The organism is Metamycoplasma auris 15026 (genome assembly GCF_000367765.1).
Lineage (GTDB): Bacteria > Bacillota_I > Bacilli_A > Mycoplasmatales > Metamycoplasmataceae > Metamycoplasma > Metamycoplasma auris_A.
Window position 1 is genome coordinate 1 of sequence record NZ_AORI01000012.1, and the last position, 24,984, is coordinate 24,984.

Annotated in this window: 20 protein-coding genes; 8 read left to right on the forward strand and 12 right to left on the reverse strand. The window is 26.8% G+C overall.

Going from position 1 to position 24,984, the window contains the following annotated elements; genetic code table 4:
* The first annotated feature begins 248 nt into the window (after nucleotides 1-248).
* The 3 genes from MAU_RS02770 (at nucleotide 249) to MAU_RS02780 (ending at nucleotide 3,794) form a co-directional block, all read left to right on the forward strand.
* Nucleotides 249-2,144, forward strand: coding sequence for a S41 family peptidase (locus MAU_RS02770; RefSeq protein ID WP_004425199.1), 1,896 nt, complete (start codon nucleotides 249-251; stop codon nucleotides 2,142-2,144).
* Nucleotides 2,145-2,322: 178 nt separating this feature from the next.
* On the forward strand, nucleotides 2,323-2,730 hold the full coding sequence (locus MAU_RS02775) for a cytidine deaminase (protein ID WP_004425203.1): 408 nt from the start codon (nucleotides 2,323-2,325) through the stop codon (nucleotides 2,728-2,730).
* A 14-nt stretch (nucleotides 2,731-2,744) separates the two neighbouring features.
* A complete protein-coding gene (locus MAU_RS02780; RefSeq protein ID WP_004425206.1) occupies nucleotides 2,745-3,794 on the forward strand; it encodes a helix-turn-helix domain-containing protein in 1,050 nt (349 codons plus the stop codon).
* Nucleotides 3,795-3,849: 55 nt separating this feature from the next.
* Here MAU_RS02780 and MAU_RS02785 read toward each other — a convergent pair whose 3' ends face one another.
* The 4 genes from MAU_RS02785 to MAU_RS02800 form a co-directional block, all read right to left on the reverse strand.
* Nucleotides 3,850-4,320 (reverse strand): hypothetical protein, encoded by a 471-nt coding sequence (locus MAU_RS02785; protein WP_004425208.1) that lies wholly within the window; start codon nucleotides 4,318-4,320, stop codon nucleotides 3,850-3,852.
* 70 nt (nucleotides 4,321-4,390) lie between these two features.
* Nucleotides 4,391-4,867, reverse strand: a complete 477-nt coding sequence (locus MAU_RS02790; protein WP_004425210.1) for a hypothetical protein — start codon at nucleotides 4,865-4,867, stop codon at nucleotides 4,391-4,393.
* Entirely contained in the window at nucleotides 4,867-7,209 is a 2,343-nt protein-coding gene (locus MAU_RS02795; protein WP_004425211.1) for an OppA family ABC transporter substrate-binding lipoprotein, read from the reverse strand. Before MAU_RS02795 ends, MAU_RS02790 begins: the two co-directional genes overlap by 1 nt.
* Before the next feature lie 26 nt (nucleotides 7,210-7,235).
* Complete coding sequence (locus MAU_RS02800) at nucleotides 7,236-8,171, reverse strand: ZIP family metal transporter (protein WP_004425213.1); 936 nt, start codon at nucleotides 8,169-8,171, stop codon at nucleotides 7,236-7,238.
* 149 nt (nucleotides 8,172-8,320) lie between these two features.
* Between MAU_RS02800 and MAU_RS02805 the strand changes: the two genes are divergently transcribed.
* From MAU_RS02805 to MAU_RS02825, 5 genes are all read left to right on the forward strand, one after another.
* The gene (locus MAU_RS02805; RefSeq protein WP_004425215.1) at nucleotides 8,321-10,252 is read left to right on the forward strand and encodes an MAG3240 family lipoprotein; all 1,932 of its coding nucleotides are present in this window, start codon (nucleotides 8,321-8,323) and stop codon (nucleotides 10,250-10,252) included.
* Nucleotides 10,239-11,276 (forward strand): HxHSH motif-containing lipoprotein, encoded by a 1,038-nt coding sequence (locus MAU_RS02810; protein ID WP_004425217.1) that lies wholly within the window; start codon nucleotides 10,239-10,241, stop codon nucleotides 11,274-11,276. The genes MAU_RS02805 and MAU_RS02810 overlap by 14 nt, the downstream gene beginning before the upstream one ends.
* An 89-nt stretch (nucleotides 11,277-11,365) precedes the next feature.
* Nucleotides 11,366-12,244: a tRNA pseudouridine(55) synthase TruB gene (gene truB / locus MAU_RS02815; protein WP_004425219.1), complete on the forward strand. Its 879-nt coding sequence runs from the start codon at nucleotides 11,366-11,368 to the stop codon at nucleotides 12,242-12,244.
* Nucleotides 12,228-13,034, forward strand: a complete 807-nt coding sequence (locus MAU_RS02820) for a YcsE-related riboflavin metabolism phosphatase (RefSeq protein ID WP_004425220.1) — start codon at nucleotides 12,228-12,230, stop codon at nucleotides 13,032-13,034. Before truB ends, MAU_RS02820 begins: the two co-directional genes overlap by 17 nt.
* A 39-nt stretch (nucleotides 13,035-13,073) precedes the next feature.
* Nucleotides 13,074-13,922, forward strand: coding sequence for an FAD synthase (locus MAU_RS02825; protein ID WP_004425223.1), 849 nt, complete (start codon nucleotides 13,074-13,076; stop codon nucleotides 13,920-13,922).
* Between the two features lie 24 nt (nucleotides 13,923-13,946).
* Here MAU_RS02825 and MAU_RS02830 read toward each other — a convergent pair whose 3' ends face one another.
* The 8 genes from MAU_RS02830 to MAU_RS03630 form a co-directional block, all read right to left on the reverse strand.
* The gene (locus tag MAU_RS02830) at nucleotides 13,947-14,678 is read right to left on the reverse strand and encodes a triose-phosphate isomerase (protein WP_238543398.1); all 732 of its coding nucleotides are present in this window, start codon (nucleotides 14,676-14,678) and stop codon (nucleotides 13,947-13,949) included.
* 49 nt (nucleotides 14,679-14,727) lie between these two features.
* Entirely contained in the window at nucleotides 14,728-15,225 is a 498-nt protein-coding gene (locus MAU_RS02835) for a hypothetical protein (protein ID WP_004425227.1), read from the reverse strand.
* 58 nt (nucleotides 15,226-15,283) lie between these two features.
* Entirely contained in the window at nucleotides 15,284-17,824 is a 2,541-nt protein-coding gene (locus MAU_RS03740; protein ID WP_004425229.1) for an ATP-binding cassette domain-containing protein, read from the reverse strand.
* Nucleotides 17,808-18,989, reverse strand: coding sequence for an ABC transporter ATP-binding protein (locus tag MAU_RS02845; RefSeq protein ID WP_004425231.1), 1,182 nt, complete (start codon nucleotides 18,987-18,989; stop codon nucleotides 17,808-17,810). Before MAU_RS02845 ends, MAU_RS03740 begins: the two co-directional genes overlap by 17 nt.
* A gap of 3 nt (nucleotides 18,990-18,992) precedes the next feature.
* On the reverse strand, nucleotides 18,993-20,297 hold the full coding sequence (locus tag MAU_RS02850) for an ABC transporter permease (protein WP_004425233.1): 1,305 nt from the start codon (nucleotides 20,295-20,297) through the stop codon (nucleotides 18,993-18,995).
* Nucleotides 20,298-20,316: 19 nt separating this feature from the next.
* A complete protein-coding gene (locus tag MAU_RS02855; RefSeq protein ID WP_004425235.1) occupies nucleotides 20,317-21,444 on the reverse strand; it encodes an ABC transporter permease in 1,128 nt (375 codons plus the stop codon).
* A complete protein-coding gene (locus MAU_RS02860) occupies nucleotides 21,437-24,298 on the reverse strand; it encodes an OppA family ABC transporter substrate-binding lipoprotein (RefSeq protein WP_004425237.1) in 2,862 nt (953 codons plus the stop codon). Before MAU_RS02860 ends, MAU_RS02855 begins: the two co-directional genes overlap by 8 nt.
* A gap of 346 nt (nucleotides 24,299-24,644) precedes the next feature.
* On the reverse strand, nucleotides 24,645-24,809 hold the full coding sequence (locus MAU_RS03630; protein WP_193741210.1) for a hypothetical protein: 165 nt from the start codon (nucleotides 24,807-24,809) through the stop codon (nucleotides 24,645-24,647).
* Nucleotides 24,810-24,984: the final 175 nt, after the last annotated feature.

Sequence of the window (24,984 nt, forward strand, 5' to 3'; positions counted from 1 at the left end):
AAAAACTAAAAATTCATTGAAAAAAGATTCAAGATTCAATCTTTTTAAATGAATTTGAAATAAAAAGACTATTTGGGTATCAAATTGATAACTACATAATCGTTTTATAAGTTTGATCAATCTGAAGTAGAAAATAAACTTTTCTAGTTTAAGGTTAGTTATTTATTCTTACAAATTACTTAAAAAATGCATAATTTATTAAATTTGTTTTTTTCAATTTATAAACTATATAAAATATTAAATAACTTATGAAACATAAATCATTGAAGTTTTTTTCTTATATACCATCTCTTAGTTTAATACCACTAAGTGGTATTTTAGTTAGTTGTACTAGAAATAATCTAAATGATAGAGAAGAAAGAAAACCAATTCTTCCAAATACTACTAATCCTTCCATTAATCAAAACCAATCTAATGAAGATAACTATAATAACTCTTTGCATCCAATTGCAAATAACTTAAATGATGAAAAATTAAGTATTCATACAACAAAACATTCATTTAAGAATTTCAATCCTGACTATTTAGTAACCAATAAAGAGGATATATTAGTTTATAGAATAGAAAATGAAGAGGAAAATGCATATATTGATTTAGATGCTTTTTTTGATGTTTTAAGCGGTTTTTTTAATCCAGGTGCAATTGATAGTAAAACCTTAGATGAAAAAGAAGGCAAAAAAATCTATAGTTCATACAATGGTTTGCATTTAATCATTGATTGAAAAAACAATCAAATAAAAACTAATTCTTCCTTCTTTTTCCAATCTTTATTAGAAGCCCCTTTACAATCAAATGCAGCAAGATTTTTAAGTATTTATAATTCTTATCCAACTAGTTATAGAAAATTAAATGAAGAGCCTTATGTCATATTTGATTTAAGCAAGTATAAAATGGATATTCTTTATTATCAAAAAAAGATTTTAATTCCTTTTTTTGTGTTCAATACTTTATTTGTTAGTCAAACTTTTAATAACATTTATTTTAATAATGAAACGTTTAGTCTAATCCCAAGTGGACTTGATTCCTACTCAGCACATAAATTACCCTTAGAAGCAAAGAAGCGTATAAGAAAGAAAAGGCAAAATCCACCAACAAAAAAAGAAAGAGAATCTAATTTTAATCACTTGGCTTTTGTTATGGATTATTTTTATGGACTAAAAGAATATAAAAAAATTAAGTCTTTTGAAGACTGAATTACACCTCAATATAAGCAAAAACTTCTTTCAACTAATAAAGAAGAATTTCATAGTGCTTATATTGATATCTTTCACAAAAAACTTAATGATTTACATACAAGAATTGATACATTATCCTATTATGATACTTTTAGACTTAAACCCATAGCATATGAGATTTTTGCTAAAAAACCTAAAGAATATTATGGTGATTTTTATAACAAATTTATTGAAACTAAAAACAATCTAGTAAAAGATTTTAAAACTAAAGTAAAGAAAGAAATATCTGATTTTGAATTAGATGACCATATTAGATTTCATAATGAAACAGCAATTATTAGTATCTTTAATTTCCTTGATGCAACTAATGAGCAAATAAATAAAGATGACACATGAAAATATGATACATATTTCTTAATGCAAGAATTAATGCATTTAATTAAAAAAAGAAATATGCAAGCATTAAGTAACAATCAAAAGCAAATTAAAAACATTATTCTTGATTTATCTTTAAATGGCGGTGGTAGTGTTTTTGCAATGATAAAAACACTAGGTTTCTTAACAAATAAGCACATTGTTTCCCATGATTATTTTGCTTTAGATAAAATCAGTATTAATTCTAATTACAAGGTTGATGTGTATGGCAATTATGCATTTCAAAAGCATAATTACGAACAGTACAATTGAAATCTTCTGATTGGAATAAATACATTTAGTGCAGCTAACCAAGCTGCAAATATTACAAAAGAGATGGGCATAGCTAAAATAATCGGCCAAAAAAGTGGTGGTGGTATGGCTTCTATTATGCCTGTTGTTTTAGAAGATGGAACCACTATTACAATTAGTTCTCCTAACCAAGTAAGAAATGCAAATAACAATGAAATTGAAAGCGGTATTGAACCCGATATTTATTTAGACTATAAAAACTTTTATAATGATGCAGTTTTTGAAGAAATTTTCACTAAATAAAAAAGAAAAACTACAACAAAATTTATTTGTAATGAATTTAATTTCATTCAAATGCCTATTTCTTAAAAAAGGCATTTGATTTTTAATTTTTTTAAAAATTTCTTTTTAATTCAAGGGGTTTTCTAAAGTAGTTGATGCTTTATTTGTGTATTGTTAAAAATGGTAAAATATTTATATTATGGAACTAAAAGATAAAGAAGTTTTAAAAGAAAAATTAAAATTTGCTTTTGCACCATATTCAGGCGTGCATGTGGCTGCATTAGCAATTGATGATAAGGGAAATCATTACTACGGAGTAAATGTTGAAAATGCAGCTTATCCTAGCGGACTTTGTGCTGAAAGAGCTGCTTTATTTGGCTCAGTAGTACATGGGGCAGCAATTGGAAGCTTTAAGGAATTACATATCATTAGTAATTTAAATAAAATTCTATATCCATGTGGTGCTTGTAGACAAGTGATGTTACAATTTCTAAAAAATGATGCCAAAGTAGTGCTACATTCAACTAATTTGCAAGAAGAAAGAATTTTTATAATGGATGAACTTCTTCCTGGTGGTGTCAAAGATAGTGATATCAAGTCTGCTTAAAAAAAGGAGATTAAATGGAACTTAAGCATATTTGCGATTTAACTCATATTCATCTACATGGTCTAACTTTTGGCGAAGAAATTCTTTATTATTTGAATAAATTTTCTATGTCCCAAAAAGAACTAGCTCAGCGCTTAGGACTAAGTACGCAATATATTTATATCATTATAAATAGCAAACAAAATCTTAATCTAAGTATTGGAATTCTTGAAGGGCTTGAAAATATTTTTAATCTTGAATTAGGTACTCTTTCAGAAGTTTATTCAATTTATAGCAGCAAAGACCGCGCTGAAAATGAGGATATTGAAAAACTTCTTTTAGACTATGGGCATGATTTTATTATTGAAAATCCAAGTTTGCCATTAATAAGCAACATTAAACTATCAAATGATATGCCAATTAGTAAGAAATTGCTGATAATGAATCGCTTTTATGGTGTTTCTGATTTAAAGAATTATTATTCATATTTAAAAGAAAATGCTTTAGCAGATGAAGATATTTATGCATCTCCAAATAGTCGTGTTTGAATTAGATTTTGTGAAATTTCATCCTTAAAAACGCTTAAGAATAAAAAAATAGGTGTTTTTAGAAAAAACACATTTGATAGTATTTTTAAAAAAGTTTTAAAAATTATATGTGCAGCAGAAAATAGTTTTGAAAACAAAATTGCTTCTTTAAAAACATATCTTTTAACTAAAGGAATTATTCTTATTACAATGCCTTTTATAGAACATAGTGATATAGGAGCAATTACATTCCAAAAAGGCGCACAGAGACTTATTTTTGTTTCTGATATTTATAATTGCGAAGCTTTTATTTTTAATTGCATTCTTCATGAATTAACACACTGCTTTTTTACACAAAAAAATGAAGAAGAAATTAATTTAATTTATATAAAAAAATACTTCGAAACAAAAAATGAATTAGCCTTCAAATATGAAGGCATCGAAGATGCTATTAATTGCTTAAATGAATGCGATGCAATGCATCATAAAAGTAAGCAAGGCGAAGCTTGTGAAATAACTAAAAAAGTATTTAAGAAATACAAAAAAGTCTTTTTCTAAAATAAAAAATGAAGTTAACTTTCTTTAGTAAAACTTCATTTTTTTATTAGTTTTCTTAATACAAATCAAGGAATATATATTCTCGTGCTTCAGTTAGTCTTTTACCATTTTGAATTCTATCTAGACACCAAATTGTATATTCAATAGCTGGTTTACCATTTTTCCTTGTGATTTTGTATTCAATAGTATGATTGGCATTTATATATACTCTTTTAAACAAAAAGTATTTTTTAAAGTTAGGATTTGTTTCTACTTCATTGAAGTTATTTCTTGCATTAGCCATAATTTCATCAAATATTTTATTGATTTCTTCAGGTGTTTTTTTCTTTCCTTCTTCTGATAATCTAAAGAAATGAAAATCTTTGATTTGTTCTAATTGTGAGGTACTTAATAATTTGTTAGATTTAAAGGCACGATTTATGAATGAACTTGTATCAATTGAAGCAGTATTAAAACAAGATACAGTAATCAGTGGCATTACTGGAAGTAACAATCCCAATATTACTCAAGATCTTGTTTTCTTCATGATTTAAAATTGTAATACTTTAATTCATTTAAAGTTTAATTTTATTACTCGGTGGTTGAAAAAGATTGAATTATCATTGACTTGACAACTGAACTTCAACATCTTTGCTAAATTCAGGCTTATTGTTTAAATCCATACATAAAACATTATATTTAATGATAGGAATGTCATTTTTCATATCTAATTGAAATTTATATTTATGCGATGAACCAAAACCGTTTAATTTATGATATTGCACTTTGAAATACTCATTGAATTTGAGATTTTTTTCCCCTTCGATGATTCCTTCAAGTATAAATGCATTATTTCCAAATTCCCTTCTTATTTTATTTCAATATGAAATTCATTCTTGTTTATCCATATGCTTAGCTTGGTCTGTTAATTCAAATCTGAAAGCATCTGTGATTGTCTTTTTTTGGCTATTATCTAAAAGTCTTACATTTTGTCTTTGTCTTAATGAAGAAACATCTATGCATGATATTGAAATAAGCGGTAAGGTTAGAGGAATTGCAAGAAGAGGTAGGGCTACTAATTTAGTTTTTTTCATTATATATCCTCCTTAATTTTTATATCTTGGAAATAATTTAAGTCATTTCAACCAATTGGTTTTATTAAATGTTTTTGATAAATTACTTTTGAGAAATTATCAACATTAATTTGGGATTGAAAATTAATTGTGTAACTTAAAAGGTTATTAATTTCATTAATCAAATTTAATTGACTTTCAACATTTAAATTTTTTAAATAAATTCTTAATTCTCTTGCGTCTTTTAATAAAGAATTATTTAATTTTGCTAGTTCTTTATAAATTTGTTGCAGATCTTTGTTTTTTTCTATTAGAAAGATTAGTGATTTTAAATTACTTTTTTCATTAGTTAATTGATTGGATAGATATTCAGAAACATTACCTTCAAAAATCCTAAAACTAAATTCTTTATATATTGAATTGTTAGATTTGAAAAATTCATTGTATTTTTCAAAATCATTTATTAAAGTAATATCAACTTTTAATTTCGCATGAATTGATTTTAAAATATCTTTAATATTAGATATTTTTTGTAATGTAATTTCGTTTTCATTATGAATTAAAATTGGAATATTTACATAAATGTTTTCTTCATTCTTATTTGTTTTATAGAAATTTTCAATCATTGCAGAAAGTTCCTTTTTAATATCATCAAATCAAACAGATTGAAGCTTATTTTTATTTGTAATATTTTTAGGATCTCTTATTTTTTCTTTATTTTGAAATTGAAAAGTTTCATTGAATTTCTTAGTTTTACTATCGATTATTATCGGTTTTAAAATTTGGTTATATATATCTTTTAATTCCACAACATTTAAAGATTTGTTTTTAGCATCAATATATAAATTTTCTGGTGCTTGTGATAATCAAGCATCATTATTGCCATCAACAATGCCATATGGGTTAATTAAGTTATTAAATAAAGATTGGAAAATCAGGTTGTCTTTTTTTAAGCTATATTTCTTTTCATTTTCATTTCAGCCATAATATAAAGCTAAAAAATTCTTATTGAAATATCTACTATTTGAGTTTGGTTTGTGGTTTATTATAATTGTATTATTTAACTTAAAACGGTTATTGTTTTTTTGGTATGAGAAATTGTAATTATTAAAGTTTTTTAGAATCTCTTGTTTTTCATTTAGATTTAGATTTTCATATTCTAATTTGGAAATGATATTTTGTTTAAATGCATTTGTTGATTGTAAAGAAAAAGTTGTATTTGCAAGAGGAAGTGGATTATATTGAATAGAAATTTGTTTTAAAATTGAAGAAGAAAAATCTTTATAATAGTCTTCATTCAATTTTAAAATTGTTTCATTATTATCCATTTTATTTATAAAATATGGTGCAGCATAAAATCTATTTAGATATGTTTTTCCATATGTAAAGAACCAATCTAAGTTGCTTTTAAAGTCTTTAAAATCATTAAGCTGATATTGATTTTTTAATCATTCATAAGGCATTCCATCAAAGTAGTTTTGCAAAATAAAAACATTTTCAAATAAGGAAATAAAATCAATTTTTTTATTATTTTTAGATTCCAAAACTATTTCATTTTCATTACTAAAATCAAAAAGTTTTTCTAAGTTTATATTATTGTCTTCTAAATATTTAAAAAGATTAAAGCCATCTAAATTTTCATTTTGATTTTTGAATGCATCACTTAATTTACTATTATTTTTATTAATAATTAAGTTACGATAATCTTTATTTTTTAGCATCTTAGCTAGTAAATTCAATTTAAAGGAATTTGCATTAAGAATGTTGTTATTTTTTATTTTTTTCCCTTGATAATCAACTCAAATATCTTTTATAGATGCTACTTTTATTTTTATACTTTTAGCACTGCCTAAAGCTTCTTTAAATGTAAGACTATTAATTGAATTAGGTTCAGAGGACGGAATGAATAAAAAAGGACTATTAAAACCATTTCCTTTATCTTTTTTTGGTCTAAAAATACCTTTTTTTTCTTTAGAGTTTTGTGTTTCATATGAAACTATATCAGTTTTATCACTGCTAAATTCTTTGCCATCAATTACAATGGTATTAGCAAATTCGAATTTGTATGATAATTCCGAAGGAAATAAAACAATGTTATCTCTAAAATCAATAGAAGGGTTTTTTTCAGATTTAATTCTTATTAGTTTTGAAGATGTTGCTAGATTAATATTTTGAATATTCTTTGAAACAAAGTTATCTTCAAGATATGAAAAATCTTTGTAATCATTTGCAAAGTTATTTTTTTCAATGTAATGAAATTTGTTTGGATTGAAGTTATTTTTTTGGCATGAAATTAAAAAGACAGGAAAAATTGCACTTAGACTAGATAAAGAAATAAGTAATTTAGTTAATTTTTTATGCATAGTTTTTCCTTTCTTTTTTTTAATTTTTAATATTGATGGGTGTGGAAGCTTAAAAGAATGATTGTAAAAGCAATTGATAAAGCAAAAACACTTAGAGTTATATAAAGAGTTTTAAGATCTTTATTTCTTATATGAATAAATTCCGGTACTAATTCAAAAACGGAAGTAAAAACAATGATTGCACCTCCCATTGTTAAAAGAGCTGATTGAATTCAAGATAAATTTGTGCTTATTACAATGCCACTATATGCCCCAATAAAAATAAATGGAATAATCAATAAGAATGTTAAGAAGTTATATAGAATTGCCTTTGATTTTTTTTCACCGTATTGAATTTGGCGAAAATAAACAATTGCCATTTCAATTAATATATGAATTGTAAAAGTAATTAGTAGCACAATTGAACTTGAAAAAGTATTGTTTGCATATCAAATTCGAAATACTGCATATCCAATAAAAAATCCGTCTACAATTCGATGACTTAAAAGCATAATAATAGCAAGTCAAGCAGCTTTTGGATTATCAATATCTTTAAATGAAATTAAGTGATCTGAGTGGCTGTGTTCTATATGTTCTTTATGTGGGTCAGTCTTACTTGCTTTAATAAAAATGTATCTTCCGCCAATAGCAATTGCTAATCCTATCAAACAACTAACTCCCATAATTGCTGATAAAACTGCTGTTCTGCCAATTTCTGAGAAATTTAAATAAGAATGGGTAAATACTTTTGCAATTTCATAACCTTCGCGCATAAATCCAAAAGTTCCAATCATAAGAAACATTCCAGTTGAGAATGAATACATATAAACTAAACCGTTGCCATTTTTGCTTTGATTTGGCTTATTTTTAAACAATGCAAAAATGCCAAGCATTACTAAAGGAAGTGCAACTATAATAGAAATATATACTACTAAGTTTAAAAATAAACTAAGATTGCCATTTTTAATAGATGCAAAAAACATAAACTAATTTATTACCTCCTTTTTTTAAAATAAACTAACTTTAATTAAATTTAATAAATTTAAGAGTCCACTTTTCATGCTCTAAAACGCATTTATTATACAATAATTTTATAACTATAATTATAAAAAAAATGATAAAATTTAGTTCTATGAGAAGAATTTCAAAGCTTTTATTTCTATCTGCAACAGCAATTATTCCTAGTTCGCTTTTTGCTATAAGTTGCATAAAAACAAAAGATATCTATCTAGATATCAATAAGGCTTCACGTCTTTTTTTAAATCGTCTGACACTTAATCAAATTGCCTCAATTGAAAAAGATTTTAAGAATGAATTTGGCAATGGAAACGGTTTATTTTTCTATTTTGATAAAAAAGATAAAAAAGACCATATCAAATATTTTGATGATGTAAAAATAGAAAAAAATGACAATGAAGAACCTAAAATGTTTTTAAAAAAAGGCAATGAATGACTTCAATATATTCCTGATTTTATTTATAAAAAAAACTGAAAACAAGAAGTAACGACTAACAATAACATTCGTGTTCTGCATTCAACAAAAAATTCCAATATCAAAGATTTTTTAACCGAATATGATTTCAATGAAATCGATGATTTATCAAATGATTATGAAGAGTGACTTATAAATTTATTTGCCAAAAAAAATAGCGATTTTAAGCCTCAACAATATGAGTATCCTGAAGATTTACAAAGCATTATTTTTCGTTTAAATAATGATATAACAAATAATTTCTTCATTATGAATCGAAACTACATTAAAAATGCAAAAAATGAACAAATTTTGTTTTTAGATTGAATGCAACCACATTATATCCAAGCTAAAGCTTTTTTAGATGATGAACATACAAAGCAAAGAAAAACTTTTGAAAAAATCCTAAAACTTTATTTAAACCAATTTAATCTTAATGTTGCAAGTATAGAAATTAATTGAGATAAAAATAAAGTAAAAATAAAAAAATCAATTACTTCTTCTCAAGACTATATTGTTTTTAATTTTAAAAGCATTAAAGATTGAAATGGCAAAGAACTTTTAAGTGAAGAAGATAAAAACACAAACTTCTATCTAAATGGATTTCGTAGTTATGCTTCTAATGGTAAATTTGGGGTTGGACTGCAAGGTTTAAAAGAAGAACTTCCTCTATTTAATGACTATGTAGAAAATCCACTTTTATATATGGATGGAAAAGAATATTTAACAATCATAGATAACATTAATCATTTTATTAAAGCTCCAACTTCGCCAGAATATTGAAATTCCAAAGGATTGATGCATTTATTTAACCAATTTAAGGATGAAATCTTTACAATTTTAGTTCCTAAATACCGTCAAAAAGATGACTTGTCATACAAAATCATTGATTTTGAATTCAGTGATTATTTAGGAACAAATCAGCTTTTTAAGGCAATTGTAGAAGTTACAAAAAAGGATAACACAAAGAAAAAATATGTTTGAATTAGCTCTAATTTTGATGACCATGGACATAGACTAAAAGGCATGATACATAAAAATACAAAAACTCCAGTTCCAAATGATATCTATTCTTTTAACCCAGGAAATAAAGGAAATCCTAAAGGCATTAAATTAGATGAATTTATTTCAAAAAACCCCTCTTCAGCATTCATGAATGCCCTTAATAATGCATCAAAAAAATTAGATTTGTTTAATTATTGAAATAATGACAGTCGCCAAAACTTTGATGCGAATTTATTAAACAAAAATTCTTTCCAAATCAAAGTTTTTAATTCATATTTAAATAATTATTTGTTAGCTTATGCTTTGGAAGTTAAAGAAAAAATTCCTCTAAGTGGCATTAAAAAAATAGATATTGAACTTGATGCTGAAAAAAATAAATTAGGTAGTTTATATTTCAAACTTAAATTTATTGGTTTTGGTAATCCGCATGATTATAAATATGAAAGTAAAGACGAAAAACTAATAGCTGAAGTGCAGTTATACTGAAATTATTTTAAAGGTTATGATTCTAAATTAGAACAAGAAAACTTTAGTTTCTTTGATGATAAGAAAAAAATTATTTGGATAGATAAAAATGAAAAAATTTAGTATTTTAAAAAACTTCATATTTCTAAGTGTAATTAGTTTACCCTTAGTTAGTGTCTCGTGCATTCAATATCCAAATGATGATGAAAATTTAGTTTTTGATGCACCTTTTTCTAATGAATCTAAGAATATTGAAATTACTTTAAAAAATCATGAATTAAATGACATTAAAAACCTTTATTCAAAAGAAATTCTAAATTTAATTGAAGAAGTTAAAAGTGCATTTCGTAACTATAAACTGAAATATTTTAGATTAATAAGAAAAATAAGATCCCTTGAAAATAAGGTAAATAATTTAATTCCAATTCAAGAAGAAGAGCATGCTAAAAAACTTGAAGAATTTTATAACAAATGATTTAATAATAGCTCTAAAAATAAGACTAGATTAGCAGGCTTATTAGAAAAATATCAACTTATTTTTAATGACGTTGATGCCGTTATTGGTGATTTAAATTTAAATATTGATAGCCAACAATTTCTTAAAAGAATTAAAGTAATTGATAATCGTTTAACTGGAAAAGATATTAATTTAGGACAGTTAGAAGAAAATATTATTTCTTCTTGAAACTTCCTAAAAAGTAATTTATTTAATCTAGATAACATAACAAAAAAAGAAAATATTGAAAAAATCAATCTTGATGCTGATAAAAATTCCCACACCCACTCCCATGCCATTGTCAATTTAGTTAATGAAATGGGACTATGACACCAATTTTTAAAAGAAAATGTTGGTTCTAAAAATCAAAATATCATCGAACTAAAAAAAGACTATGAGGAATTTAAAGACAATGTACGCATTAACATTGACCATTTAAATTATGAAGATGATTTTACTTATATTATTAAAGTTTTTGAAAGCAATTTAGAATTTGAAGATAAAAATAATTTGACCAAACAAGAATTTCAAACTAAAGCTAAATCATATATGGATAAAATCAAAGAAATTTTTTTAAATATAGCAAAAAAAGAAGGGCTTTCTAACCAAAGCATCACTTCTGCTTTAAACTGAAAAACTGAAACAAAATAACTCATTAGTTTCATAAAATAAATAAAAATCGCTGAAATAAGTATAATTTCCTTAACAAAATCAAAGTCAGTTAAGGTAGGAGTTTTTTTATGTTTTTTAAGATTAATAAAAAAAGAGGCGAATCTAGTTTTTATGCAATAAAAAAATTTGCCAAGCAAAATAACATTAAAAAAATTGGTCACAGCGGTACACTTGATCCTTTAGCAGAAGGACTTTTAATTGTCGCTACTGATGAAGATACAAAACTTTTATTTAAACTTGCTAATGATACAAAAGAATATTTTGTAAAAGCTACCTTTCATTGTTATTCAAAAAGCTATGATGAGGGTGAAGAAGTTTTTTATTTAGAAAATAAAAAATTAATTACAAAAGAAAAACTAATTGAAGCCTTGCAAGAAATTAAAAAACAAAAAAAACAAATTCCTCCTATTTTTTCAGCTAAAAAAATTAATGGAATAAGAAGCTATGAACTAGCTAGAAAAAATGTTGAATTTTCATTAAAAGAATGTGATATTGAAATTTTTTCTATACGACTTGATTCTTTTGATTATGAGAGGCAATCCTTTTCATTTTATGTAAAAGTATCCAAAGGAACATATATTCGTTCCCTTGTGCATGATATCGGTTTACTTTTAAATACAGATGCAGTTGTAAATGTATTAAAACGTGAAGCAATTGGCAATATTAGCCTTGGAAATGTCCAAGAATATAAACCAATAAATGAGATAAAAAGTCTTTTTAATATACAATTATATACACTTGAAGCTAATGAATTAAGCCAAATTAAATCTAAAAGTTTATATTTAGATAGGTTTAAAAACATTACAAGTGACGGAATATTTCTTTACAATAATCAAATAATTGCAATAGGCAAAATAGCAAACGGTTTAATAAGTTTTGAAAAAATCTTATTCAACCGTCTCTTTTTGTCACCACTTGAGGAGAAAGATCATGAATTCAAAATATAAAATGGTTGTTTTTGACATCGATGGTACTTTGCTACCTTTTGGTGTCACAGAATTAAGTCAAAGAACAAAGGAAATGTTTAGAAAGCTAAAAGAAGCTGGATATATTAATGTCCTATGTTCTGGTAGAGATATTTTTACTGTTGGCAATCAAATTCATAACCCATATGTTGATTACTTTGTTGGTGCAAATGGTACCTTCATTTTAGATTTAAAAACAAATGAATATATTTTTGAAGAAGTTATTAACTATGAAGATTTCCTTAAGTTTCGTAAATATGCCCAAGATCACCAATTAGCATTTTCATTTGTAGGAAATAAATGAGGATACTATAATGAATTATTTGATATCAATACTTGATTCTATTATCCATACAAAGATAAATTCATATCAGAAAAAGAATTTGAAGCCCAAGATGACAAAAACTACTTAATTACAATAAGTACAAATAAACCAGAAGAATGAGCTAAAAAACTTAATGAATTTTTTACTAAGAACAATATGAATATGTGAGTTCTTGCCACTTGAAATTCTGGAATATTTTTATCAGCTAGAGGCATAACTAAAGCAGTAGGTTTAAATATGCTTGGCGATATTTTGGATATCAAATTAAAAGAAATGGTTGCCTTTGGAGATTCAGAAAATGATATTGAGATGCTTAAACATGTCGGTTTAGGAGTAGCATTGGGAAATGGTGAAGATATTACGAAAGATGCAGCTGATTTAATTTGTTTGCCAGTAACTGAAGATGGGCCTTATTTTAAATTAAAAGAAATGGGATTTTATGATTAAAAATAAATTCCATTTTTATTTTTAAATAAAATTATTGTTATGAAAATTTTTGAATGAAGTTTTAGCGAAAATTTTGAACTTAATGAAGAAATTACTATTGTCCTAGGAACTTTTGAAACTCTGCATTTAGGCCATTATGAACTAATTAAAATTGCCCAAGATTTAAAAAATACTTACCCGCAGCAAAAACTAGCAATTATGCTTTTTAGTAATTCATATAAAAATTTATTTAATAATGAAAAAAAGGCTTTACAAACAAAAATAAGACTCTTTACTTTATTTAATCTTTCATTTGACTATGTTTTTTTGGTAGATATTAATAAAGACAAACTTGCTACTTCCCATGCTGATTTTGTGCAAAATTTAAAGCTTAATGGCATTAAAAATGTTGTATGTGGACCTGATTTTAAATTTGGTTTTCGGAAACTTGGAGATATTGATTATTTAAAAAAATATTTTAATGTTTATGTAGCAAATGAAAGAAAAATTCAAAAGCAAAAAATTTCAACTTCTTTAATTAGGGAATTAATTATGGAAGGCAAAATTAATGCCATTAATAATTTAATGATTGAAAAATATGCCTTCATTACGAATCTTGAGAAATTTAAATTTAAATTTCCTAACAATCTTCTTAAACTAAAAAGTGGCATTTACATCGTTAATTGTGTTATTGCTGACATTGAATATCATGGTCTTATAAAAATTGGTAATAATTTAGAAGATGAAATGGATAATGAAATTTATTTATTTGATTTGCAATTAATTCCAAGTAAATATGAAGAAGTTTTCATTGAATTAGAAGAAGCAATTAGATTTATTAATTTCAATCATGAAAATATGATTACTGAGTTTGATATTGAAGTTACAAAAAAGTGGTTTTTAAAATAAAAGAATCAGGAAAGTCCCTGATTCTTATTTTATTTTTAAAGCTAAATCAACAAACTTAGCAGCATTTAGACTAGCTCCTCCTACTAAATAGCCACTTAAATTTTTAACTTGCTCTAGAATCTCAATATTATTTAAAGAAACAGATCCACCATAAAGCACTGGAATTTCATTATCTAAAAGACAGTGGATAAAATCAACAACTTTTTTTATATGAGAAGCTTCTGGAATAATTCCATTCCCAATGCAATATACAGGTTCATATGAAATAATGAGATTTTTATTATCTTCAATATTAGCAAGAGCACTTTTTATTTGTTTTTCTAATACTAAAAAAGTTTCTCTATTATTAAATTCTTCAAGGGATTCACCAACACATAAAATCGGAGTGATTTTTGTTTTTTCTAAATGCGCAATTTTTTTATTAATTAATTCGTTTGTTTCATTAAATAGACTGCGACGTTCGCTGTGTCCGATTAGAATGAAATCAATATCCGCAGCAATAGCAACATTTAGCGAAACTTCGCCTGTATAAGCGCCATTTAGTTCATGATAGATATTTTGTAATCCAAATAAAAAGTTGCGATTTGGATGCATATAAGATAAATGTGTACTATCAAAAGAAGGAGCAATGCCTATTTTTATATTTTTTAGTTTATCTGCATTTTTTTCAATTAAATAACTTAAAGCTTCAATGTATGATTCAACTTCAAAAAAAGTTTTGTTCATCTTAAAATTACCAATCAAATATTTCATCATCTAACTCCTTTTTAATTAATTGAAATAAGTTATTTTTTTGTTATTTTTTTTATGCAAATTTCAAACAAACAACACCAATAATTAAAATTAAAACACTAATTGTAATCAATAAATATGAAGCTAAATTGGTTGATTCATTTTTTTGTTTTTCTAAGTTTTTTTTGTTTAGTTCATTGTTATACTTAGTGCGTTCTTGGTTAAGAATCTTATCTTTTTCAAATTGATTCATGCCATCTTTATATCTAGTTTTTGCTGACGCAGAAATTTTGTTATTATGATAAGCTGAAACTAGGGGACTAAAGATTTTTTTACCAAAGCCACTTTTTGCAATAATAACAAAAAAAGCAGTGGCAATTATAAGCACACAACCTACTGTAATGGCATTTGACCAAGTAATTCTTTTTTCATTTCCTTTTTTAAGAAAACCAACTAAAAGAATGATTAATAATAAAAGAAAAAGGCTAATAAAAAAATAAAGAATATTGCCCAGATTTCAACTTCTTTTTCAATAATTTTTTGCATTAAAAGTGCTTTTTGTTTTTTGCATAATTAATGAAATAAATTATATAGACTAAATTCTAAAATTAAAAAAATTAGGCCGAAGCCTAATCTTCTTTTTTATTGGATAAAACAGAAGTTCATTTTTTAATTTGGTCTTTTGTTCCGTATATATAGTGGTTATCTTCTGCTTTATAAACTTCAGGAATATTTGGGAATTGTTGTTCTTGAATGTAATCTAATTCAAATGAAACTTTGTGGAATTTTTCGTTAGCATTTGATATCTTAGGAATTGCTTTAAATAAACTAATTGTATATGGATGAAGAGGGTTGTTATAGATAGCTTCAGTTTGACCACTTTCTACAATTTTTCCAAGGTGCATAATTTGGACATTATCAGCAACATATTCAATCATACTTAAATCATGTGCAATAAAGATTAATCCGATATTCTTTTGAATACATAAATCTTTAAGTAAGTTAACAACTTGGGCTTGAATTGAAATATCAAGTGAAGCAATTGGTTCATCGGCAACTATAACTTTAGGTTCGGTTATTAAAGCTCTTGCTATAACAATCCGTTGTAGCTGTCCGCCACTAAATTCATGTGGATATCTATAAGCAAATTGCTTTAGAAGCCCAACGTCTTCTAGTGAACGATAAATAGTCATCTTGTAAAGTAGCTCTGAGATTAGATATTTAGCAATTGGAAGTGAAATTTTATAATCAAAGAAATTAAATCTTTTTGTTCATTTTGTATGGAATTGTTTACCATCTTTGGTTTGATTTTCATTTAAGATATTGTTTCTAATATTTAGCTCAACTCATTTGTAATCAATGCCAAGTAAAACATAAATATTTTTTATATCTTTATTTAAATAATCTCTTTCAATCTTAAATGATTTTAGCGTATCTTCTTTTAGAGTGATATCTGAGTTGTACATCTTAAATGCAACATCATGATCTTTTTCAAGTTGCTTAGTTTTAAGAGTAATTTGTTTAATTCCTTTTTTTAGTTTTTCTTTATCAGCAGATTCATCCATTAATTTAGCTAATAAATCTTCTTTTGTTTTTTGCAATGCTGTAATTTTTTCATCAAAGGAATTTCTTAGGTGTAAAAAGAATTCGTTTTTAAATTTTTTATATGCTTCATCACACATTGTTTGGGAGGAAACTAAAAATAAATACTCATCTTTTTCTTTTTTAATTTGTTCGTATAAATCATTGATTTTTTGTTTGTAATCAACTAAGAAATTAGCTCTTCCTAAAAGATATTTTTCTTTTGATTTATTTAGATCTTCTTTAGCTTTTTGTAGCTCATCAAACGAAACTTCAGGAGCTTCTTTAATTTGTAGTTCATTTTTAAGGTTTGAAATTTCTTCGTCAAGTTTTTTTAGTTTATCTTCAAACTGTTTGGCATTTTTTAATGAAATAGTTTGGTATTTAGAAAAATCAAAGTTGAATTTTGTATTAATTGTGTCTTTAATTTCTTGCTTGATTGTTTTTGAAAATTGAATAGCTGAAAGTTCTTTTTCATAGAAGTTTTTTACATATGCTTCAAGTTTTTTAACTAAATCTTTAATGTCTTCAAACTCTAAGTGTTTAAGGGTGCTTTTTAGACTTTTTAGCACTGCTACACGTTTTTGGAATAGATATTCATTTTTTAGATTATATGAATAGAATTCTAGGTTTGTTGACATTAATTTAGTGATATTAGTTAAACTTTTTTCATTCTTATTTTCAATGCAATAGTTAGAAAAAACATTTTGAGATTCTTTAATTTGGGAGTGGTAATTTGCAATTAAAGCTTTTCTTTTAGTCTGTAATTTAGCTAATTCTTTTTTTAGTTTAAATTGGTTTTTTGATATCTTACTTAATATTTTAACTTCTTCAAAACGTCTAATTGCTTTATTAAAGTTAGTTTCTTCAACAGTTAATTCTTGGTTACGATATTTAGATTGCATTTCATAATAATAATTAATCAATGTGGAAGCATTTGAATACATATTATTAATAATCAAGCTTTCCATTTTTTGCTTTTCTTCTAAATATGCATAGAAACTTGAGAAATTATCTTCAATGCTCAATTCTTTGTCAAATTTAAAGTTTTCAAATTTCTTTACTCAGAAACTAAAGAAAGGACGTGCTAAGTTATTAATTTCTTTAAGGTTTTCTAACTCAAGTTTCATTGCCTGAATTTGAAATGTATATTTAAATGTTTTTTTAACTTCAAGTCAATCACAAAAAATATCTTTGATTTTATTTTTCATAATACCATTAACTAAAAGAGGCTCTTTTAGAATGTTATAAACGTTTTGTTGACTATTTAGCGAAGCGTGTGGATCTTGGAAGATCATTTGCACATTTTTACGTAAATATTTTTTTAATGTGTAACTTATGCTTTTTCCTGAAATAATTTTGTCATCCAAAATTACAAAGCCATTATATTCATCATAAAGTCTTAAAAGAGTACGCCCTACTGTTGTTTTTCCTGAACCTGATTCCCCAATTAGCCCAACAATTTCACCTTCATGCACATCAAAAGAGACACCATCAACTGCTTTGTTGATAATACCGTTATTTATAAAATATTTTTTTAGATTGTCAATTGATAAAATAACTTTTTTATCTTTATTTGTCTGTCTCATTGTTAAATGCCTTCTTAAATAAATCTAGTCTCTTTTGTAAATCTTTTGATAACTCAATTTTAGGTGCATTGGGACTTAAAAGTCATGTTGCAGCATAATGTGTTTCAGTAATTGGAATTAAAGGGGGCTCTTTGATGAAATCAATTTCAAGCGCATAATCATTCCGAGGGGCAAATGGATCACCAACTGGCAAGTTAGCCATGTCAGGTGGTGTTCCTTTAATGTTATAAAGCTTTTCTTCTTTGGATTCAGGAATTGCAGAAATTAAAGCTCAAGTATAAGGATGTGCTGGTGCTGTAAAGATTTCTTCTTTTAAACCTCTTTCAACTATTCTTCCAGCATACATAACATAAATATAGTCACAGAATTTAGCAATAACTGAAATGTTATGACTAATTAAAATAATTGAAATTCCCATTTCTTGACGGATATTTTCAAATAACGCTAGCACACTAGCTTGCACAGTTGGATCTAGTGCAGTTGTTGGTTCGTCAGCAATAATTAAATCAGGTTTTAGGGCCACTACCATTGTTATAACAATTCTTTGTTTCATCCCACCAGATAGAGTATGTGGATATGTACCAAAGATTTTTTCAACGTCTCTTAGACCAAAAGTTTTTAATAAACCTAATAGATATTCTTTCTTTTCAGTATAAGTTTTATCAATTCAATCTGGGTTATTGTTTAGTGCATCAAGAAGTTGTTTACCAATTGTTCTTGTTGGATTTAGAGAAGTTAGAGGATCTTGGGGGATATATCCAATTTTTTGACCTCTTACTAACTGTCAATGTTTTTCTTTTTTTAGGATTGAACTTAATTCTAGATTATCAATTTGGATTTTATCTGCACTAACAATGCCATTTTCATTAACATTGATAAGTGTTTTGGAAGTTACAGATTTCCCTGAACCAGATTCGCCAACTAATCCAACAATTTCACCTCTTTTAACAACTAAATCAACACCACGAACAATGTGTATTGTTTTTTTACGACCCACAGGAAAACTTACATGTAAATTTTTAACTTCTAGAAGCTTATTTTTATCTAATTTTTCAGGCGCTTGGATTTTTTCAAATAATAGCTCTCTTTTTCTTAAGATTTTTTCTTTCTTATTATTCTTAATTGACTTCATTGTCTTTTGCTTTTTTTCTATTTGTTTTTCCATATGTTATTTCTTTCTTCCTTTAATAACTCTTGGATCCAAAGCATCATGAATTCCAATTGCCATGAAGTTTAATGATAATGTTAAGAATAATAAGATTAATGTTGGAAGTAATATAATTCAAACATTTTGTCCAGCTTCAGAAGCTGATTCGATTAATATTTGACCTAAGTTTGTATCTTTTCCATCTCTAAAGAATCCTAAGAATGCTAATGATGCTACTCATAGAATTACACCTGGAACATTTTTAACAAATGAGTTAGCAATTTTTCCTACTATTGCTGGTAGAGCATGGACAAAGATTTGTCTTGGAGTAGAAGCACCAATTGCTCTAGCTGCACTTATGTATTCTTCGTTTTTAACTGTGATTACATACATTCTTGTTAGCCCAACAAATAAAGGTCATCCAGCTAATGATAAAGCAAGAATTAATGAAACTTGGTTTGTTCCAAAGATACCTACTAGAATTAGAATTCATATAATTGTTGGAGGTGAGTTAAAGATATTGATAATTCTCATCATAATAGTATCAAATAACTTTCCAGCATAGAATCCTAATATAGCTCCCAAAGTAACACCAAAGATTGCTTGAATTAAGGTTGTTATAATTGCTATTTCAATTCCTCTTCATGCAGCATATCAAGTTGTCACTCAGATATCATATCCAGTAGAAGAAGTTCCTAATAGAGTTGTTAGAGGCACTACTTGTGCTCTTATTGCACTAATGTCTACATTCTCAAATGTTGTTCAATTGTTTGTTGCTTTTGATAGCAATTCATTAAACACACTAGCTTCATACAATGCATATGCATTATAAGTTAGAAATATTTGTCCATCAACTGAATAAGTTTTTGCTGAAGTAAGAAAGAATTCAAATGCTTTTTGTAATTGAGCTTTCTGACTAGCATCTTTAATGCCATCAATTGAATTAACGATATTAAAGTAAAACTTATAGTATGGATCTGTGTTGGATACTGCTCTTGTTACTATTGGTTTGTAAATTGGTGGTAAAGATTCAATAAATGAATAGTTATTGATTGGAGAATTAGGTTTATATTTTGTTGCTAGACTTGATGGAACAATCAATGAAGCTAGCAATATAAATGTAAATATTAATAAAGAAATTACAACAATTGGATTAGAGAAAAATCTTTTGGTAATTTCGATTCACATTTTCTTAGGACGTCCGGCAATTGAAGAAGTCTTAATTTTGTCAGAACTTTGGACAAAATTAAATTTTGTTGCCATCTCAGCATTGATTTTATAATGCTTGTTAAAGTCTTTTATCTGACTTTCTGTACTACTTTGCATAAATTTCTAATCCTCCTTTCTAAACTCTTTTTTCAGCATTAGTTTGTGCTGCTAATAATTGTTTTTTGTGTAAATCTTTTGCTAATCTTCTTCTTTCTAGATAAGCTTTGAAGAATAGTCAGTAGTTTTTCTTGCTTCTTGAAGCAAATGTAATTTTTGGATCTAGTACTGCAAACATCACATCAATTAGTATTTCAGCTGCTAATGATAAACCTGTAAAAAATAGCGTTGAAAACATAATTATGTTGATTTCCCCAGTTGGGAAGGCTTTGGCAATAACTTGACTTGTTCCTGGAACATCTCAGTATTTTTCAATAATAATTGATCCAGATAAAAGACCTAAAAATGATCCTAAAAGTAATCCAAATAAAGGAATCGAGATATTTCTTAATACATATTTAAAGAATATTTGTGTTGCACTTAAACCTTTTGTTTTGGCAATTAAAACATAGTTTGATGTTAAAACTGTTATAACTTGGTTTCTTGTGTAACTTACATACACAGCCATAGATGCTAAAGTTATTATTAAAACAGGTGGTAAGTAAGATACAAATAACTCTCCAAATGAAGGTTCAAGAGCATCTCTTGGTACTGTTACAGGAATTCCTATTTTTAGTGATATTGTTATTAGAATTGGCGCTAAAACAAAGGAAGGAACTGCTATAAATAACAATACAAATACGTTAGCTGCTGAGTCAAATAATTTTCCTCTTTTATATCCTGCAAATACTCCTAATGTAATTCCAAAGACTGAACTTACTAAGAATGCAGGAAGTGTTATTCTTATTGAGTATTTTAGAGGGATGAAAAATAATTTTTGGATGGTTGTATATTCAGATGGACTTGGGTTATTTGCTGCATTTATTATTGTTCCAAAGTTTCCTTTAAATACATTGCCTAAATAAATGAAGTATCTAGCAATAATTGGAATAGCATTTCCATTAGCATCTCGCAGACCATACTGCTTTTCTAAATTAATAGTCAACTCCGCTGGCGATAATCTGTTTTTTGGATCTGCTATTGCTTTTTCAATTAATGACTTAATTGGACTTGGTCCAAATGCACTAACTAAAACAAAAACTACTAATGTAATGATAAACAAAGTTAGAATTGCAAATAGCACTCTTTGTCTTATATACCTAAACATTTGAACCTCCTCTCTTTGTCTTTATTCTTCAATCAGCATAAATTGTTGCCCCAGTTGGTGAATCATCAGGAACAATAAAATGTTTTTGAACTAAGAAACGACCAAATTCATTTTTTTGTTTGAAATGACCATAGCTGAAATCAACGTTGAAGAATGTTGTAAATTCAGTCATTAATTTAATAGCTTCTTCATTTGTTAAGGATGAAATGTAGTTCAATCAGAATTGTGCTGATCAGGCATACATATCTGTTGGATGTTGTCCATTACTTGGACTTCATTTTTTAGGATTTCCCTTGTCATCTTTTTGAAGTACATAGTGACCTGAACTATCTTTTTTGAATTCAAACACTGTTGTTGTTGATAAACGTTGTCCCATGAAATCATTATGTACTAAATGAAGTTCTTTGAATGGAACTGAACCAACTCATTTATGTGCATCATTTTCTGAACGTTTTACCATTTCAGTTGCTAGCTTATGAATTGAGGGAAAATGAGTCTTAAATGTTTTATTTTTGCCATCACTATCGTGAGCTGCAATTCAAGTTAATGTTGGTACCAAGTTACCATTTCATGAAAGCCCATCATAACCTGAACCTATGGAATCATAGTCATATCCTCAAGAAACTAAATTAGTTCCATTAGCTCCACCAGTTCTAAATGCATCAAATTTAGGATCATCTTTGTTAACTGTTTGGAAAACTTTAAATTTAATTCTTGGGTTCAAGTCAGAAAATGTTTTTTCAATATTATTAAATGCTTCTTTGTAGGTTGCTGGAATATTAATATAAGGGAATAGATATTCGTATACAAAGTCTTGGCCTTTTAAATTTGGATTTTCTTTGTCGAACTTCTCAAACAATTTTTTAATTTCGTCTTGAATTTGCTTAAATCCAGCTGATTTCAAACGATCATTTTTATTTGATATATTTTTTACATTATTATCGTTTACTGAAGGAAGAAGTTGTTCACTATCACCAAATTTCAGCTTAGAATTTCCATCTGATGAAATGGCAAATAGTGAGTTAATTTGTTCTTCAACATCTCCAGGTGTTTTTTCTTTAGCGCTATCTTGGTCTTTTCCACCAATGCTTGAACCATCAGCAATCTTAGCAAGTCAAGCTTTTCCACTTCCACCTGTAGCTTGGGATGCTAATTCATTTCAGTTAATTGCAGCATTAAGAAGAGTTCTAAAAATTAGTCCATCTCCTGCAATGTATGATTGCGGATCATTAGTTCCTTTTGCTAATTCAGATCTAGTTCCCCCAAACATTAATTTTGCATAGGCATCATTAAATCCATAGAAATCTTCTTTGTTACCTTTTGGAAGAGATTTAATAAATGGTTGTAAGAAGACTCTGTAGAATGGATCTGTCTTGTTTAATCTTCTGCTGAAACGAAGTCCATAGTAAGAACTACGTTGCAAGATTTCAGATTGCTGTGCTGGTTTTAACTGACTGAAACTAATTTGGGAAACGCTTCCTTGTTTGTAATTGTTAAAACCAGTTCTTGCAAATGTATCTGGATCAGAATCAGTGTAGTATTTTTGAATAATTTCATCAACAGTATCTTCTCTTTTTACTCATTCTTTGTCATAGTAGTATTTGTTTTTTCTTAATTTAAGCTCTTGACCTGTTTGTGGAAGAATGTAGTATGGACCAATATAAAAAGTATTTTTTAAACTAACTCCATATCAATAAGAACCAGATATGTACATCAATGACTTTTTGTCTAGATTTCTTATTTTTTTCTCAAAAGCTTCTGTTTCATTAGTTTGTTTGCCAATGTAGCTATAAACTGGTAGTTTTTCTCCCTTTTGAGCAGCTTCATTTGTTGCATCAATATATTGTGAAGGAGCAGGTAGGAAAGTGTAATCTTTCATTATGGCAGAAACTAGGAATTTATTGAAATCAGTTTCTTCTTGTTTAACGCTTGCAAGTTTTTCAAAAGTAACTGCTTCTTGACCTTTAAATTGTCCATCAGCAACTCTTTGGATAAACTCATTTTCCTTACTAAACTTAGTGTAGTCAATTCCAAACAATGTAAAAATGTATTCGTTGCTATATTCTTGTCTTTCAGTTAGAATTACTGAGGATGGATCGGATAGAGCTTTTTGGGCTTCTTTGTCTAGTTCTTCGCTTCCACCATTATCAGCTCTAAACTCTGTTTTAATAGATAAAGTCTTTAATCATGAATAATAGAAATCTTTAGCTTGTGCTACATAAGGTTTGCCTTCTTTATTAAGAATAGGTTCACCATCTTCACCAACTCAAGGAATATCTTTTCTTACAGTAAATTGAATCTTAGTTGCTTTCTTTAATTGCTCTTGGAATTCATCACTATTGATTGATCTTTTATTTTTAGATTTCAAATAAACAGATGGATTTTGGTAAACTTTAATTTTTTTACCATCAGGTAAAGATTCTTCTTTACTTTTTGTTTCATCCATGTCATAATCATCTTGATCAAAAACATGAATTTTATTTTGCGAATCTGTAAGAATCACTGCAGAAGCTAGCCCTAATCTTTTAACTACAAAGGAAGGTTTTGTTAGATATGTTTTAATATCATAAATTCTTCCTCCGTTATCCTTTAAGTCGACATGTTTTACTTCTGGTTCATTCAATGACTCAAAGCGCAACAAACCTACAGAAGTGTGTTGACTAACTGAGCTATCTTGGAATGCACCATATGATCTAGAAGCATCCTGCGAAAAAGCTTGAGCATTATATGGGGAGCTATACTCAAAAACAAATCTCCTTAATCTTGGAGTAGTACATGAAATTACAAACAGAGGTATTGTAGCTGCCGACATTGCGAGGGCAGATAATAAGCTTATTTTACTTTTCTTTTTCATTTTGAATCTCCATTTTTGCTTTCATAAGTATTTAGATTTTTGTATATTAGAAAATGACTTATGAAATATAAAAATAATTATAAATTATTTTCATCTTTTTTAGATGTTTTGAGACTCACTTAGCATATGGTTTTAAGCATTGCAAAATGTTTTATTTTTTATCTAAAAAGTCTTCTTTTTTTGTGCTTTTTTTGCTTATTTTGAATTATTTTTTTAACAAAAATACCTAGAATTTTTTATTGTAATAGCTGCTATTATTTAGGATTTTTTGCCTATTTATTCTATTAATTTTTATTATTTTTAGGAACCTTGAATTAAAACTAAATTTCTTATAAAAATTTATATGTTAATTCATACAAATGTGCTTAATAATTCCATCAAGAATCTTATTAATCTTAATATTCATATTCATATTCTTGTTGAAATTAATAATTCACATAGCGAAAAATGCAGCAATATTTGCTGAGAACATATTAGACTTTAGATTGTTTCTAACTAAATTTGTGTTCATCATTTTCCTTTATACAGAAACTATTTTAGCATTTTTTTAAATAATAAAAAAAATTTATAGTAAAATTTTATTAATTCAATCATAAGTTGATTGGATTAACGCAAGTTAATATCTTATCCAAAGCTATATGCTTATTTCCCATGAATAATTAAAACTAGAATCCGCGGAGTCTAGT